12 protein-coding genes are annotated in these 15,428 nt (G+C 74.4%); 8 read left to right on the top strand and 4 right to left on the bottom strand.

Features of this window, described 5'->3' with window-relative positions:
• The first annotated feature begins 9 nt into the window (after nucleotides 1-9).
• Nucleotides 10-1,185, top strand: a complete 1,176-nt coding sequence (gene ispG, locus O7607_RS05450; RefSeq protein ID WP_073830326.1) for a flavodoxin-dependent (E)-4-hydroxy-3-methylbut-2-enyl-diphosphate synthase — start codon at nucleotides 10-12, stop codon at nucleotides 1,183-1,185.
• Nucleotides 1,186-1,242: 57 nt separating this feature from the next.
• On the opposite strand, the gene O7607_RS05445 is transcribed toward ispG, so the two are convergent.
• On the bottom strand, nucleotides 1,243-1,917 hold the full coding sequence (locus tag O7607_RS05445) for a winged helix-turn-helix transcriptional regulator (RefSeq protein ID WP_269701445.1): 675 nt from the start codon (nucleotides 1,915-1,917) through the stop codon (nucleotides 1,243-1,245).
• Between the two features lie 128 nt (nucleotides 1,918-2,045).
• Between O7607_RS05445 and O7607_RS05440 the strand changes: the two genes are divergently transcribed.
• On the top strand, nucleotides 2,046-2,864 hold the full coding sequence (locus tag O7607_RS05440; RefSeq protein ID WP_269701444.1) for a class I SAM-dependent methyltransferase: 819 nt from the start codon (nucleotides 2,046-2,048) through the stop codon (nucleotides 2,862-2,864).
• Between the two features lie 48 nt (nucleotides 2,865-2,912).
• On the opposite strand, the gene O7607_RS05435 is transcribed toward O7607_RS05440, so the two are convergent.
• Nucleotides 2,913-3,500, bottom strand: a complete 588-nt coding sequence (locus O7607_RS05435) for a PadR family transcriptional regulator (RefSeq protein ID WP_269701443.1) — start codon at nucleotides 3,498-3,500, stop codon at nucleotides 2,913-2,915.
• 120 nt (nucleotides 3,501-3,620) lie between these two features.
• Here O7607_RS05435 and O7607_RS05430 point away from each other — a divergent pair, with 120 nt between their 5' ends.
• The 6 genes from O7607_RS05430 (at nucleotide 3,621) to O7607_RS05405 (ending at nucleotide 12,888) form a co-directional block, all read left to right on the top strand.
• Nucleotides 3,621-4,847, top strand: coding sequence for an MFS transporter (locus O7607_RS05430; RefSeq protein WP_269701442.1), 1,227 nt, complete (start codon nucleotides 3,621-3,623; stop codon nucleotides 4,845-4,847).
• A gap of 65 nt (nucleotides 4,848-4,912) precedes the next feature.
• Nucleotides 4,913-5,752 (top strand): GNAT family N-acetyltransferase, encoded by an 840-nt coding sequence (locus O7607_RS05425; RefSeq protein WP_269701441.1) that lies wholly within the window; start codon nucleotides 4,913-4,915, stop codon nucleotides 5,750-5,752.
• 93 nt (nucleotides 5,753-5,845) lie between these two features.
• A complete protein-coding gene (locus tag O7607_RS05420; protein ID WP_269701440.1) occupies nucleotides 5,846-6,562 on the top strand; it encodes an ATP-binding cassette domain-containing protein in 717 nt (238 codons plus the stop codon).
• Complete coding sequence (locus O7607_RS05415; protein ID WP_269701417.1) at nucleotides 6,559-8,709, top strand: YhgE/Pip family protein; 2,151 nt, start codon at nucleotides 6,559-6,561, stop codon at nucleotides 8,707-8,709. Before O7607_RS05420 ends, O7607_RS05415 begins: the two co-directional genes overlap by 4 nt.
• 10 nt (nucleotides 8,710-8,719) lie before the next feature.
• Entirely contained in the window at nucleotides 8,720-9,313 is a 594-nt protein-coding gene (locus O7607_RS05410) for a TetR/AcrR family transcriptional regulator (protein WP_269701415.1), read from the top strand.
• A gap of 89 nt (nucleotides 9,314-9,402) precedes the next feature.
• Nucleotides 9,403-12,888, top strand: coding sequence for an ATP-binding cassette domain-containing protein (locus tag O7607_RS05405; RefSeq protein WP_269701414.1), 3,486 nt, complete (start codon nucleotides 9,403-9,405; stop codon nucleotides 12,886-12,888).
• An 86-nt stretch (nucleotides 12,889-12,974) separates the two neighbouring features.
• Here O7607_RS05405 and O7607_RS05400 read toward each other — a convergent pair whose 3' ends face one another.
• Together O7607_RS05400 and O7607_RS05395 are read right to left on the bottom strand one after the other, a co-directional pair.
• Complete coding sequence (locus O7607_RS05400) at nucleotides 12,975-14,042, bottom strand: NADH:flavin oxidoreductase/NADH oxidase (protein ID WP_269701412.1); 1,068 nt, start codon at nucleotides 14,040-14,042, stop codon at nucleotides 12,975-12,977.
• 66 nt (nucleotides 14,043-14,108) lie between these two features.
• Entirely contained in the window at nucleotides 14,109-15,389 is a 1,281-nt protein-coding gene (locus O7607_RS05395) for a dicarboxylate/amino acid:cation symporter (protein ID WP_269706899.1), read from the bottom strand.
• Nucleotides 15,390-15,428: the final 39 nt, after the last annotated feature.

The raw sequence follows: 15,428 nt of genomic DNA, 5'->3' as shown, positions 1-15,428 counted from the left end.
GTGCCTGAAGTGACCGCTGTCAGTCTCGGTATGCCCCCCGTACCGCCGCCGCCGCTGGCCCCGCGCCGGGCCAGCCGCCAGATCATGGTCGGTTCGGTGCCGGTCGGTGGTGGCGCGCCGGTCTCGGTGCAGTCCATGACCACCACCCTCACCGCCGACGTCAACGCCACGCTCCAGCAGATCGCCGAGCTGACCGCGTCCGGCTGCCAGATCGTCCGGGTCGCCGTGCCGTCGCAGGACGACGTGGAGGCGCTGCCCGCGATCGCGCGCAAGTCGCAGATCCCGGTGATCGCCGACATCCACTTCCAGCCGAAGTACGTCTTCGCGGCGATCGACGCCGGCTGCGCCGCGGTGCGGGTGAACCCGGGCAACATCCGGCAGTTCGACGACAAGGTCAAGGAGATCGCGCGGGCCGCCGGCGACGCGGGCGTGCCGATCCGGATCGGCGTGAACGCGGGCTCGCTGGACAAGCGCCTGCTGGCCAAGTACGGCAAGGCCACCGCCGAGGCCCTGGTGGAGTCGGCGCTGTGGGAGTGCTCGCTGTTCGAGGAGCACGGCTTCCGGGACATCAAGATCTCGGTCAAGCACAACGACCCGGTGGTGATGATCCGGGCGTACCGGCAGCTGGCCGAGCAGTGCGACTACCCGCTGCACCTCGGTGTCACCGAGGCCGGCCCGGCGTTCCAGGGGACGATCAAGTCGGCGGTGGCGTTCGGCGCGCTGCTGGCCGAGGGCATCGGTGACACCATCCGGGTCTCGCTGTCCGCCCCGCCGGTCGAGGAGATCAAGGTCGGCAACCAGATCCTGGAGTCGCTGGGGCTGCGTGAGCGCGGCCTGGAGATCGTCTCCTGCCCGTCCTGCGGGCGGGCGCAGGTCGACGTCTACAAGCTGGCCGAGGAGGTCACCGCCGGTCTGGAGGGCCTGCCGGTGCCGCTGCGCGTCGCGGTCATGGGCTGCGTGGTGAACGGTCCGGGCGAGGCTCGCGAGGCCGACCTGGGTGTGGCCTCCGGCAACGGCAAGGGCCAGATCTTCGTCAAGGGCAAGGTCGTCAAGACGGTGCCCGAGGCGCAGATCGTGGAGACGCTGATCGAGGAGGCGCTGCGGATCGCCGACGAGATGGGCGCCGAGATCCCCGAGGAGCTGCGCGACCTGGTGCCGGGCGGCGCCACCGTCACCGTGCACTGATCGCACTCCCGCGTCGCCGTGCGGCCGTCCCCGTCCGGGGCGGCCGCACGCGCCGTCTCAGGGGCGGGGCACGGCGGCGAAGGGGGAGAGGGTGAACCAGCCGGGCGCGGCGCGCCGCAGCGCCTCCGGCCCGGTCACCTCCACCGCGCCGCCGCGCAGCGCCACGGCCCACTCCAGGTCGCCCATCCAGACCTGGACCAGGGCGCGCAGGTCCGCCGTGACGGTCACCGTCACGTCGTGCCCCGGGTCGATGTCGCAGACGTCGGCTTCGCCCCCGGCGATCACCATCCACCAGTCGCGCTGCGCCGCCGGCACGTCCCGGAAGCGGAACCGCACGACGGTACGCCCCGGCGGGACCGCGTCGTGGTCGACGTGCCGGTGCATGTCCCACAGCAGCAGCTTCGGGTCCAGGTCGGCGTCGCCCAGCTCACCGATCCAGCGCACACCCCAGGCGCCGAGCGCCTCCAGCACGGGCCGCAGCTCCCGCCCGGCGGCGGTCGGGACGTAGCGCACGTCGGCGCCGTCGACCCGCCGCTCCACCACTCCGGCGCGGACGAGCTGGTGCAGCCGGCGGGACAGCAGCGTGGGCGACATCCGGGGCAGGCCCCGGCGCAGCTCGTTGAAGCGTTCCGAGCCGCTGACCAACTCCCGGACCACGAGCAGCGTCCACCGCTCGTCGAGCAGTTCCATGGCCTTCGCCACGGGGCAGAACTGGTGGTAGGAGGCCCCCATGGCGGGCACGCTACGCCCGGCCCGGCGGCCCGGCCAGGCGCCTGTCGGGAGCGGTACAGATCTCGTACTGGGGGCCGGGTCGTCCGCTGCCTAGCGTCCTGGGTAGGGACGACTGGGAGGAGCAACAGATGATCGAGGAACGGGAGCGGGACGCGGCGGTGAAGGCCCGGCACCGCGCGATGTGGGCGATGGGCGACTACTCCGCCGTGGCCGCGCAGGTGATCCCGCAGTTGGGGGCGACGCTGGTCCGGGCGGTGGGGGTGGGACCGGGCATGCGGGTGCTGGACGTGGCGGCCGGAACCGGCAACGCGGCTCTGCCGGCGGCCCGGACCGGCGCGGAGGTGGTGGCCGGTGACCTCACCCCGGAGCTGCTGGCGATCGGGCAGGCGTCGGCCGAGCGGGAGGGCGTGACGCTCACCTGGGAGGAGGCGGACGCGGAGGCGCTGCCGTACGCCGACGGCGCGTTCGACGCGGTGCTGTCCTGCGTGGGCGTGATGTTCGCGCCCCGGCACCGGGTCGCCGCCGACGAGTTGCTGCGGGTGTGCCGTCCGGGTGGGAGGATCGGCCTGGTCAACTGGACGCCGGAGGGCTTCGTCGGCCAGTTGTTCGCGGCCATGCGGCCGTACGCGCCGGCACCGCCGCCGGGCGCGCAGCCGCCCCCGCTCTGGGGCGACGAGGACCACGTCCGGGAGCTGTTCGGCGATCGGGTCGACGCGCTCCGGCTGGGGCGTGACGCCGTGGTGGTGAACCGGTTCGCCACGCCCGCGCAGTTCCGGGACTTCTTCGCGACCCACTACGGACCGACCGTGGCGGTCTACCGGGCGAACGCGGGCGACCCGGAGCGTACGGCCGGGCTCGACCGCGCGTTGACCGACCTGGCCGCCCGGCACCTGGACGGCGGCGTGATGCGCTGGGAGTACCTGCTCGTCACCGCGCGCCGCGCCTGACGGCACGCCGGCCGTCGTCCGGCCGGCGTGCCGTCGCGGCGGCGGTCCTCACTCGGACTCGGCGAGGATGGCGTAGAGCTTGCGCCGGGTCTCGTCGAGCACCTGGGCGGCCCGGGCGCGCTGGTCGTCGGTGCCGGTGGTCATCACCTGCCGCAGCGCCTGCATGGCCTGCGCGCCGGCGTCGCGGATGTCGTGCCAGCTGTTGACCGTCTGCTCGGCGAACTCGGCCCAGGGCGGGGTCTGCGCCGCGTCGGCCGCCTCGGCCTGCCCCGCCTCGGTCAGCGCGAACCGCTTGCGCCCGCCCTCGGAGTCGGCGGCGGTCGCGATGACGCCCTCGTCCTCCAGCAGTTGCAGCGTCGGGTAGATCGATCCGGGGCTGGGCCGCCAGGCCCCGCCGGTGCGGGAGTCGATTTCCTGGATCATCTCGTAGCCGTGCATCGGCCGCTCGGTGAGCAGGGCCAGCACGGCACCGCGCACGTTCGGCCGCCGTCCGCGCCCTCGGCCGCCGCGGCCCCGCCCGCGACCGTGCGGCCCGGGGGAGAAGGGCGGCGGGCCCGGGGGTACGGGCGGGAAGCCGAAGCCGCCCCGGCGGCGCATCTCGTCGTGCATGGCGTGCATGCGTCGATGGAAACCCATCGTGTTCTCCTTCTGACGTCGTATCACTGATGCATCAACGATATATCGGCAATGCATCGCCGACAAGACGCCAGGTAAACCGGGCGGAAAACCGTACGAGCGTACTGTTAGGCTGCCGGGGTGCGCCTGCTTCCCGAACCGGGCCCGTCCCGGATCCTCGCCCTCTCCACGCTCGTCAACACCGTCGGGCGCGGTACCTGGCTCACCGCCAGCGCGCTGTTCCTCACCCGGTCGGTCGGGCTCACGGTGTCCCAGGTCGGTGTGGCGCTCACGCTCACCGCGCTGGTCAGCCTGGTGGCGAGCACGCCGATGGGCTACCTGGCCGACCGCCTCGGCCCGCGCGGGCTCCAGCTGGCCGCGTTGCTCGCCTCGGCCGGGTGCACCGCCGCCCTGGTCGCGGTGCGCTCGTTCACCGGCTTCCTGGTCGTCGGCATGCTGATGGCGGTCGCCGACGCGGGCACCCGGGGCGCCCGGGGCGCGCTGATCGCCGGTGCCGTCCCACCCGACCAGCGGGTCCGCACCCGCGCCTACCTGCGGGCGGTCACCAACGTCGGCATCTCGGTGGGCACCGTGCTCGCCGGGTTCGCGCTCGCCGCCGACACCCGCGGCGCGTACGTCACGCTGATCCTGCTCGACGCGGCCACCTACGTGCTCGCGGCGGCGGTGCTGCTGCGGCTCCCGCCGGTCCCGCCGGTGCCCGCCCCGGCGCACGGGCCCCGCCTGATCGCGCTGCGGGACCGCCCGTTCCTCGCCTTCACCGTGCTGGACGGGCTCATGTCCATGCACTTCTCGCTGATCAACATCGCCCTGCCGTTGTGGATCGCCGGGCACACCAGCGCGCCGAACTGGCTGATCTCGGTCTGCCTGCTCGTCAACACCGTGGTGGTGATCCTGTTCCAGGTCCGCGCCTCGCGGGGCACCGAGGACCTGACCGGCGCGGGCCGGGCCGCCCGGCGCGCGGGCGTCCTGCTCGCCGGCGCCTGCGCGCTGTTCGCGGCCGGAGGTGGCGTACCGGTGGCGGTGGCGGTGCCGCTGCTGCTGGCCGGTGCGCTGGTGCACGTCGTGGGCGAGCTGTGGCACGCCGCGGCCGGCTGGGGCATCTCCTTCGGCCTGGCTCCGGCGCACGCGCACGGGCAGTACCAGGGCGCGTACGGGATGGGCATGCAACTCGGCTCGATGGTCGCCCCGGTGGTGGTGACCACGCTCGCGATCGGGTGGGGCGTACCCGGCTGGCTCGTGCTCGGCGTGGTGTTCCTGCTGCTCGGCGCGCTGGTGCCGCCGGTGGTGCGGTGGGCCGCCCGGACCCGGCCGTCCGCGCCCGAACCGGTGCCGGTGCCGGCGGCCTGAGCGCCGCCCGTCCGGGTGCCCGGTCGGCCCGCGCACGCCGGGGTGGATCTGGCAGGCTGGTAGCCGTGCTCACGATGCCGGTACGCCAACTGGGGGAGTCGGAGCGCCGCGCGGTCGAGCGGCTGCTCGACCTCGACCCGTACGCGGGCGCGCAGGTCGCCGAGCGGGTGGCGGCACGCGGGCTGGCCTGGTGGCGGGCCGAGGCGCGGATCCTCGGGTACGGCTCCCGCCGGCACCTGGAGTCGATCTGCTGGCTGGGCGGCAACCTGACCCCGGTGCTCGCGTCCGAGTCGGCGGTGACCGCGTTCGCCGACCAGTTGAGTGCCGAGGAGCGGCTCTGTTCCTCGATCGTGGGCCGCGCCGACGCGGTGCTCGGGCTCTGGGACCGCCTCTCCGCGCACTGGGGGCCGGCTCGGGACGTACGCCCGAACCAGCCGCTGCTGGCGACGGACGCGTTGCCCGCCGTGGCGCCCGACCCGCACGTGCGCCGGGTGCGCGGCAACGAGGTCGACCGGCTGTTCCCGGCGGCGGTGGCGATGTACACCGAGGAGGTCGGGGTGTCGCCGCTGGCCGAGGACGGCGGGCGCGGCTACCGGCGGCGGGTGACCGAGCTGGTACGCGCCGGCCGCGCCTACGCCCGTTTCGTCGACGGCCGGGTGGTCTTCAAGGCGGAGCTGGCGGTGGTGACCCGCCGGACCGCGCAGGTGCAGGGCGTCTGGGTGGCGCCGGAGTGGCGCGGCCGGGGCATCGCCACCGCCGCGATGGCCGCCGTGGTCCGCGACGCGCTGGACCGGGTCGCGCCCACTGTCAGCCTCTACGTCAACGACTTCAACCTGCCCGCCCGGCGGGTCTACGAGCGCTGCGGCTTCCGCCCGGTCGGCACGCTCGCCACAGTGCTGTTCTGAGGATCACTCCCGCCAGAGGTCCCGAACCGGACAACCGGCGCTAGGCTGGGCATGTTTTTATACTGACTAGTCAGTTCGGAATTCGGGGTCCTGATGAACATCGTCGAGACCAGCGGCCTGGGGCTGCGGACCCGCCGGGGCTGGGTCTACCGGGACGTCGGCCTCACCGCCGCGAGCGGTGAGCTGGTCGCGCTCACCGGCCCGCCCGGCAGCGGGCGCACCTCGTTGCTGCTCACCCTCGCCGGGCGCTTCCCGCACAGCCACGGCGACCTGCGCCGCCGGGGCCCGGCCGCGCTCGGCCAGGTGGCGGGCGTGCACGAACCCGACCCGACGCTCACCGTCGCCGAGCACATCACCGAACGCCTGCTGCTGCTCGGGCCGGTGCCGCGCCGCCGTCGCCGCCTCGTGCCGGTGGCCGCGGTGCGGGCCCGCCGGGCCTACCGCCGCGACGCCTACGCCACCGCCATCGCCGGCGCCGGGCTCACCGACGCCCCGCTGGACCCCGACCGGTACGGCCGCGACCTCACCCCGGTCGAACGGCAGGTGCTCGGGCTGGTGCTGGCGAGCCTCGGCGGCCCCAGCCTGATCGTCGCCGACGACGTGGACGCCGGCGCCGACCGCCCCGAGCGGGAGTGGATGTGGGGCGCGCTGGAACGCCTCGCCGACCAGGGGTACGCGGTCGTCGCCAGCGCCCGCGCCGTCGAACCCGGCGTCGCCGCCACCGTGCACCGCATCGGCGACCCGGCAGTGCCCGCCCCCGCCCTTCCCACCGAGCCCGCTCCCGCCCTTCCCGCCGAGGTGCCCGCATGAGCGTCCTGCGACTGGCCCTGTTCGAGCTGCGCCGGATGACCCGGGGCCGGCTGCCGCGCGCCGCCCTCGCCGTGCTCACCGTCGTCCCGCTGCTCTACGGCGCCCTCTACCTGTACGCGTTCTGGGATCCCTACGGGAAGATGGACCGCATCCCGGTCGCCCTGGTCAACGCCGACCGGCCGGCCACCGCCGGTGACGGCAGCGAGGTGCACGCCGGCCGGGACCTGACCGAGAAGCTGCTCGACCGCAAGGTGTTCGGCTGGACCGTCACCGACCAGGCCGACGCCACGAAGGGGCTGCGCGACGGGCGCTACCACCTGATCTTCTCCATCCCGGAGGACTTCTCCGCCACGCTCGCCGCCGGCCCGGAACCGGACCGTCCGGCCCGGCAGGGCGAACTGAAGGTCGTCAACGACGACGCCACCAACTACCTCTCCGGGCTGCTCGCCCGGTCGGCGTTCAGCGAGATCCGGGCCGCCGCCGCGCAGAGCACCGCCGCCACGTACTTCGACAAGATGCTGATCGGCTTCACCGACGCCAAGGCCGAGACCGGCCGCGCCGCCGACGGCGCCGGGAAGATCGCCGACGGGCTCGGCAGCTCCCAGCGGGGCGCCGATCAGCTCGCCGACGGGCTCGGGGACGCCACCGACGGCGCCGGGCAGCTCGCCGGTGGACTGAACCAGTCCGTCCAGGGCGCGGACAAGCTCGCCAAGGGCCTGAACCAGCTGCGCACCGGCGCCGCCCAGCTCGCCGACGGTGCCGGGCGCGCCGCCACCGAGACCAAGGCCGCGGCGGCCACCGTGAACGCCGCCGCCGACAGGTACGAGCCGGTGCTGCGCCGCAACGCCGACAAGATCGAGAAGGCGGCCACGCTCGTCGCCGACGGCGCGCAGCAGCTCGCCGCCGGGCTGGACGCGCTACCCGGCAGGGCCGCCGAGGTGGTCGCGACCGCCGAGGAGATCCGCGACCGGCTCGACGCGGTCGCGAAGGAGCACCCCGAGCTGGCCGACAACCCCGACTTCGCCGCCGCCCGCAAGGCCGCCGACCGGGCCGTCACGCAGGCCCGCTCCGTGGTGGCCGCGCTGGACAAGACCGACATGGCCACGCTGCGCAAGCAGATGACCGACGTGGCGAAGACCGCCCGCGAGGTGGCCGCCGCCGCGCCGCACCTGGCCGACGACGTCGCCTCCGCCCGCGCCAAGGTCAACGAGCTGGCCGGCGGGCTCGCCACACTCGCCCAGGGCAGCGCCGAGCTCCGCGACGGGCTGGGCGACGCGTCGACCGGCGCGAACGAGCTGCGCGGCGGCCTCTACCGGCTCGCCACCGGCGCCCGCCAGCTCGACGGCGGCCTGGCCCAGCTCGGCAGCGGCAGCAACCGCCTGGTCGACGGGCTGACCCGGCTCGAGGGCGGTGCCGGGGAACTCGCCGACGGGCTCGCCGCCGGGGAACGGAAACTGCCCGGGTACGACGACGCGGCCACTCGCGCCGGCGTGCTCGGCGATCCGGTCGGCCTGATCCGCGACTCGCAGAACCCGGCCGGCTCGTACGGCGTGGGCTTCGCCCCGTACTTCCTGTCGCTGGCGCTCTGGGTCGGCGCGATGATCACCTACATGCTGTTACGGCCGGTCAACCGGCGGCACGTGATGTCCGGCGCGCCCGGCTGGCGGGTCGTGCTCGCCGGGTGGCTCCCGGCCGCCGGCATCGGCCTGGCCCAGGTCGCGGCGCTCTACACGGTGGTGACGCTCGGGCTCGGGCTCGACCCGAGGCACGGCGCGGCCACGTTCGGGCTGCTCGCCCTCAGCTCGCTGGCGTTCACCGCGATCATGCAACTGCTCGGCGTGGCGCTCGGCCCGGCCGGCCGGCTGGCCGCGCTGGCGCTGCTGATGCTCCAGCTCACCTCGTCCGGCGGCACCTATCCGGTGCAGACCTCGCCCGGCTTCTTCCAGGCGATCCACCCCTGGCTGCCGATGACGTACGTGGTGGACGGCCTGCGGCACACCATCAACGGCGGTACGACCGCACCCGTGGTCACCGCCACGCTGGTGCTGCTCGCGTTCGGGCTGGGCGCCATGGCGCTCACCGTCGGCGCGGCCCGCCGGTCCCGCCGGCTGACCCCGGCCAAGCTGCACCCCGAACTGACCATGTGAGGATGAGCCGGTGACGGACGGACGGACGCGCCGGCGCGAGGACACCCGCCAGCGCCTCTTCGTGGCGGCGGTGGACCTCATCGCCGAGCAGGGCTTCTCGGCCACCACGGTGGACGACATCGCGGCCCGGGCCGGTGTGGCGAAGGGGACCGTCTACTACAACTTCCAGTCCAAGACGGTCCTGTTCGAGGAGCTGCTGCGGCACGGCATCGGCCTGCTCACCGCCGACTTCCGGGCCGCCGTCGACGGGCTGCCGCCGCTGGAGGCGCTGGGCGCGCTGGTCCGCGCCCAGCTGGAGTACATCCGCCGCTACCGCGCCTTCGCCCAGCTCCTGCTCTCGGAGATGTGGCGCACCAACAGGGAGTGGCAGCAGACGCTGCGGCTGCTGCGCGGCGAGGCCATCGCGGTGATCGCCGAAACCGTGCAGGCCGGCGTGGACAGCGGTGATCTCCCCGCCGACCTGGACGTGCGTACGGCCAGTTCGGCGCTGTTCGGCGTGGGGCTCGTGGTGGCGGTGGACTGGCTGATCTTCTCGCCGGAGCGGCCGATCGACGAGGTGCAGGAGTCGCTGCTCGGCATCGTCCGGCGGGTCGCCCGCACCTGACCAGCGGTCGGTAATTCGGTTGATTCCGGACCGCCGGACGGGTGAGGGTGAGGTCACCGCCCCCACGATCCGAGTCCGGAGGACCTTCCATGCGGCTGCTCCGAGATCTCTGGGCCACGGCGCCCCGGCGCATGGCGGCGGTCCTGCTGCTGATCGTGCTCGGCGCCGGTGGTCAGGCCGCCGCCTCCGCGCTGGCCGGGCCGGTGCTGGTGCACCGCTCGTCCGGCTGGTTCGTCGCGCTCGCGGTGGCGCTCGTCGCCGCTGTCGTCACCGACCTGCTGATCGGCCTGATCATGGCCCGCCTCACCGCCGACTGGTCGGCCGACGTGCGGCGGCGACTCTGCCGCGTCGCGCTCGGCCAGGACCTGCCCACCCTGGAGACCACGCCGGTCGGTGAACTGCTCGACCGGATCGACAACGACGTCTACCAGGTCGCCGCCGAGATGCGGAACACCGGCGTACGGCTCGCGCAGGGCCTCGCGGTCTGCGTCCTCGCGACGGTGAGCGCGCTGATCGTCTGGTGGCCCGCGGGCGTCGGCATGATCCTGCTCATCGCGCTGCTCGTGGTGACGCTGCGCCGCCCGACCGCCCGGATCGCCCCGGCCCGGATGGCCGAGGAGGAGGCGTGGTCCGACCTCGCGGCGGTGATGGAGGAGGCGGTGCACGGGCAGGACGACGTGCGCACCAGCCTCGCCCGGCCGTACGTGCTGCGCCTCTACGCCCGCCGCGCGGCCGAGGTGATCGCCCGGTGCGTCCGGGTCTTCCGGCTCTCCGCGCGGGTCACCGCCATCGCCGCGGGCGCGGTCGGGCTCGGCGTCGCGGGCGTGGTGCTGGCCGGTGCGTGGGCGCTCTCCACCGGCCGGGTGGACGCCGCCCGGCTCACCGCGATCTGGCTGCTGGTGATCGCGTTCGGCGCGACCGTCGAGCAGATCGCGCGCTGGGTGCCGCACCTGCAGCAGGCGTTCGGCGCGTGGGGCCGGGTGCAACTGCTCGCCGGGTCACCGCAGGAGCCGGAGGGCGGGGCCACCCCTGTCGACGGCGACCTGACCGTGCGCGGGCTCACCTACCGCTACCCGGCCGGCGGGGACGACCGCGGACCGGCGCTGCGCGACGTGCACCTCGACTTCGTCCGCGGGCGCTCGTACGCGCTCGTCGGGCGTACCGGCTCGGGCAAGTCGACGCTGGCGAAGGTGCTCACCCGGGCGGTGGACGTGCCGCGCGGGACGGTGTTCCTCGGCGGCACCGACCTGGCCGACCTGGACGTGGAGGAGTTGCGCCGGTGGATCGCCGTGGTGCCGCAGCGCACCGAGATCCTGGCCGGCACGCTGGCCGAGAACGTGGCGCTGTTCGACCCGGAGCTGCTGGACGCCGCCGAGCGCGCGCTGGCCGAGCTGGGCCTGGCCGGCTGGATCGCCGAGCTGCCCGACGGCGTGCACACCCGGCTCGGCGACGGCGGGTACGTGCTCTCCGCCGGGCAGGAACAGCTCGTCGCGTTCGCCCGCATCCTGGTCCGGGACCCACACGTGGTGATCCTCGACGAGGCCACCGCGCGGCTCGACCCGGTCACCGAGAACCGGGTACGCGAGGCCACCGAACGGCTGCTCACCGACCGGATCGGCATCGTCATCGCGCACCGGCTCTCCTCGGTGCGCCGCTGCGACGAGGTGGTGGTGATGGCCGACGGCGCGGTACTGGAGGCCGGCCCCCTGCGCGAGTCGGCCCGCTTCGCCGAACTGCTCGCCACCAGCCACGCCGGGGCGTACGCCGGAGTGGGCGCCCGGGGCAGCGGCGTGAACCTGCTCGACGCGCCCGCCTGGGACGACGCCCCGGCCACGCCGAGCGCACCCGCGACCCGGCCGGCCGCCGCGCCGCGCACCGACCCGCCACCCGCGCCGCCCACGCCGCCCGCGCGGACCATGCGGGAGATCTTCCGGCTGGGCACCAACGACACCCGGTACGGCCTGCTCTCGGTCGGCCTGTTCATCGTGATGACGGTGCTCGGGATGGACGGCGCGGTGCTGCCCTGGCTCTGGGCCGACCTGATCGGCGGCGGCGACCCGTGGCTGCCGGCGCTGGGCATCGTGGCCGCGCTGCTCGTGGTGCTGCCGCTGCCGTACCTGACGAACCTGTGGTTCCCGCAGTGGTGGATCCGGCAGATGCTGCGGATCAGCGCCCGGCTGGTGCACGGGCAGACCGGCGCTCGCCGGGTCAGCGGGCACACCCCGGCCGAGGTGGTGGCCCAGGGCGGCGACACCGACCGGGTGGTGCGCCTCGCCGACAACCTGATGGACCAGTTCATCTCGCTGACCATCGTGGTCGCCATGACGCTGGTGACCGGCAGTCTCGTACCGGCTCTGTTCTTCGTCGGCACGATGGTGGTCTCCGGGCTGGCGGCCACGCTGTTCGGGCCTCGGCTGGAACGCACCGCGGCCGGCACGGTGAAGGCGCGCGCCGCGTTCGCCACCGCTCTGGTGTCCGCGCTGTCCGCCGCCCGGACGGTGAAGCTGGCCGGCGCCACCCGCCCGGTGCTGCGCCACCTCGCCCGGCTGGACGAGGTACGCAGCGAGCGGCAGCGACGCGAGATCGCCATGCAGGTGTGGGCCCGGTCCACGCCGTCGGTCGCCAGCGGCCTGCTGCCGATCGGCGCGTGGGCGCTCTACCTGGCCGGTGAGCTGTCGGCCGGTGCCGCGCTGGTGGCCGTCTCCACGCTGGGCGCGGCCCGCTGGTTCGCGTGGACCACCGCGTCACTGGTCTCGCAGTACCCGTCGGCGCGCGTGTGGACGAAGCGGACGGTGGCGATGACCGGCGAGGCCGTGTACGCGGCGCCGGTGCCGGGCCTGGACCTGGTCGCGGGCACCGCGCCCGCGCCCGAGGCGCCGCCACGGCACCCGCTGCGTCGCCTGGAGCTGGCCGGCTTCGGCGCGCTGCACTCCGACGGCACGCTCGCCGTCCGCGACGTCGACCTGGTGGTCGAGCGCGGGCAGCTGGTGCTCGTCGTCGGCCCGGTCGGGTCCGGCAAGTCGTCGCTGCTGCGCGCGCTCGCGGGGATCGTGCACCACGTCGGCGAGCTGCGCTGGAACGGCGACCCGGTCACCGAGCCGGAGATGTTCCTGCGCCCCAACCAGGTCGGGTACGTCGGGCAGCTGCCGCGAGTGCTCTCCGGCACGGTGGCGGACAACATCGCGCTCGGCCACCAGGTCGACGCCGCCGGGGCGGTCTCGACCGCCCAGCTCGAACACGACCTGGCCGCCGCCGGGGGCGGGCTCGGGCTGCTGATCGGGCACAAGGGCACCCGGCTCTCCGGCGGTCAGCTCCAGCGGCTGGCGCTGGCCCGGGCGCTCGCACCGCGTACCGAGCTGCTGGTGGCCGACGACGTGTCGTCGGCGCTGGACGTGAGCACGGAGCTGGCGCTGTGGGCGGCGCTGCGCGAGCACGGGGTGACTGTGGTCGGCTCGACCGCGAAGCGGGCCGCCCTGGTACGGGCCGACCGAGTGGTCGTGCTGATCGACGGCACGGTGGCCGACCAGGGCACCTGGACCGACCTGGAACCCCGCTGGAACCACCTGGCCGGCTGACCACCCGGCCCGACCCCGTTGATCATGAAGTTGGCGGCGACAAATCGGACGCAGAACGCCGCCAACTTCATGATCGACGCGCAGGGTCAGAAGGCCCGGGCGTACTGGTCGGGCCAAGTTGGGGTGGCGCCCAGCTTGGCGGCGGCGCGGCGCGGCCAGTACGGGTCGCGCAGCAGTTCCCGGCCCAGCAGCACCAGGTCCGCCTCGCCGCCGGCCACGATCTGCTCGGCCTGCTCGGGCTCGACGATCAGGCCCACGGCGCCGGTCGGCACCCCGGCGTCGCGGCGGATCCGGGCGGCCAGCGGCACCTGGTAGCCGGGCCCGACCGGGATGGACGCCTTGACCGCCGCACCGCCCGAGGACGTGTCGACCAGGTCGACGCCGGCGGCGGCCAGCTCACCGGCGAGCACCACGCTGTCCTCGACGGTCCAGCCGTCGTAGGCCCAGTCGGTGGCGGAGATTCGGGTCAGCACCGGCACCGACTCGCCGACGGCGGCGCGTACCGCGCGGGCCACCTCCAGGGTGAGCCGCATCCGGGCGGCCCGGTCACCGCCCCAACTGTCGGTGCGCCGGTTGGTCAGCGGGGACAGGAACTCGTGCAGCAGGTAGCCGTGCGCGGCGTGGATCTCCACGGCGGCGAACCCGGCGTCGAGCGCCCGCCCGGCGGCGCCGGCGAAGGCGTCCACCACGGCGGCGATGCCCGCCTCGTCCAGCGCGGTGGGCGTGCGGTACTCCGGCACGAACGGCTGGTCACCGGGGCCGACCGGGGTCCAGCCGCCCTCGGCGTCCGGCACGCCGCCGCGCGCCGGTGCCCACGGGCGGTACGTGGACGCCTTGAACCCGGCGTGCGCGAGCTGCACCGCCGGGACCGCGCCCTGACCGGCGACGAACGCGGTGATCGGCCGCCAGGCGTCGACGTGCGCGTCGGACCAGAGGCCGGTGTCCTGCGGGCTGATCCGGCCCTCGGGCACCACAGCCGTCGCCTCGGTGATGACGAGCCCGGCCCCGCCGACCGCGCGGGAGCCGAGGTGGACGCGGTGCCAGTCGGTGGGCAGGCCGTCGGGCCCGGCGCTGTACTGGCACATGGGCGCCAGCGCGATCCGGTTGGGCAGCGTGACGCCGCGCAGGGCGAGCGGGGTGAACAGGGCGCTCATTCTCGGATCCTCCGGTCGTGGCAACGGGTGCGCCTCCGTGCGGGAGACGCACCCGTCGGAGTGTGATCAGGCGGGTACGGGGTCGAGTCGCTCGGTCTCGACCGGCTCGATCAGGTCGCGCTTGCCGGCCGAGTCGTACGCGACCCGGTCGAGCGTCCCCTCCCGGGCGGCCACGATGGTCGGCACCACCGCCTGGCCGGCCACGTTCGTGGCGGTACGGATCATGTCCAGGATCGGGTCGATCGCCAGCAGCAGGCCGGCACCGGCCAGCGGCAGGCCCAGCGTGCTCAGGGTCAGCGTGAGCATGACGATCGCGCCGGTCAGGCCGGCGGTCGCGGCCGAGCCGACCACCGAGACGAACGCGATGAGCAGGTAGTCGGTGACGCCCAGGTTCACGCCGAACACCTGCGCCACGAAGATCGCGGCGAGCGCCGGGTAGATGGCGGCGCAGCCGTCCATCTTCGTGGTGGCGCCGAACGGCACCGCGAACGAGGCGTACTCGCGGGGGACGCCGAGGCGCTCGACCGAGCGCTGGGTCACCGGCATGGTGCCCACCGACGAGCGGGAGACGAACGCCAGCTCGATGGCGGGCCAGGCGCCGGCGAAGAAGCGCAGCGGGTTGAGCTTGCCGGCCACCGCCAGCAGCACCGGGTAGACCACGAACAGCACCAGCGCGCAGCCGACGTAGACGGCGGTGGTGAACTTCGCGAGCGGGGCCAGCAGGTCCCAGCCGTACGAGGCGACGGCGTTGCCGATCAGGCCCAGCGTGCCGATCGGGGCGAGCCGGATGACCCACCAGAGCGCCTTCTGCACGATCGAGAGCAGCGAGCGGTTGAGCGACACGAACGGCTCGGCGGCGTCGCCGACGAGCAGCGCGGCGGCGCCCACCACCAGGGCGAGGAAGACGATCTGCAGGACGTTGCCCTCGACGAACGCGCCGACCGGGTTGGTCGGGACGATGCCGGTGAGGAAGTCGATCCAGGAGCCGGTGGTCTTCGGCGCGGTGGCGCCGGCCGGGTCCAGGTTGACGCCCCGGCCCGGGTCGGTGAGCAGGCCGAGGCCGATGCCGATGCTCACTGCGATCAGCGCGGTGACGGCGAACCAGAGCAGCGTCTTGACGGCGAGCCGGGCGGCGTTGGCGACGCCGCGCAGGCTGACCACGCTGACCACGATGGCGGTGAAGACCAGCGGCGGCACGGCGAGCTTGAGCAGCTGGACGAAGAGGCCGCCGACGGTGTCGAGCGTGCTGGTCAGCCAGGCGAGGTCGGCGGCGCGGGCGAGGAAACCGAGCGCCACGCCGAGCACGAGGCCGAGCAGGATCTGGACGGAGAAGGGAATTCTGCGCAGGGCGGAAGTCATGAGGACGGATCCAAGGTCTGGAGAGGG

It is taken from the genome of Micromonospora sp. WMMA1949 (assembly GCF_027460145.1).
GTDB lineage: Bacteria > Actinomycetota > Actinomycetes > Mycobacteriales > Micromonosporaceae > Micromonospora.
The sequence above is the reverse complement of the archived record's forward strand: the minus strand, read 5'-3'. Positions and strand labels throughout refer to the sequence as shown.

Coding starts and splice junctions, on each gene's coding strand:
- O7607_RS05445 (WP_269701445.1), bottom strand. CDS start 1,917: ATGGGGGCCTCCTACCACCAGTTCTGCCCCGTGGCGAAGGCCATGGAA.
- O7607_RS05440 (WP_269701444.1), top strand. CDS start 2,046: ATGATCGAGGAACGGGAGCGGGACGCGGCGGTGAAGGCCCGGCACCGC.
- O7607_RS05435 (WP_269701443.1), bottom strand. CDS start 3,500: ATGGGTTTCCATCGACGCATGCACGCCATGCACGACGAGATGCGCCGC.
- O7607_RS05420 (WP_269701440.1), top strand. CDS start 5,846: ATGAACATCGTCGAGACCAGCGGCCTGGGGCTGCGGACCCGCCGGGGC.
- O7607_RS05415 (WP_269701417.1), top strand. CDS start 6,559: ATGAGCGTCCTGCGACTGGCCCTGTTCGAGCTGCGCCGGATGACCCGG.
- O7607_RS05405 (WP_269701414.1), top strand. CDS start 9,403: ATGCGGCTGCTCCGAGATCTCTGGGCCACGGCGCCCCGGCGCATGGCG.
- O7607_RS05400 (WP_269701412.1), bottom strand. CDS start 14,042: ATGAGCGCCCTGTTCACCCCGCTCGCCCTGCGCGGCGTCACGCTGCCC.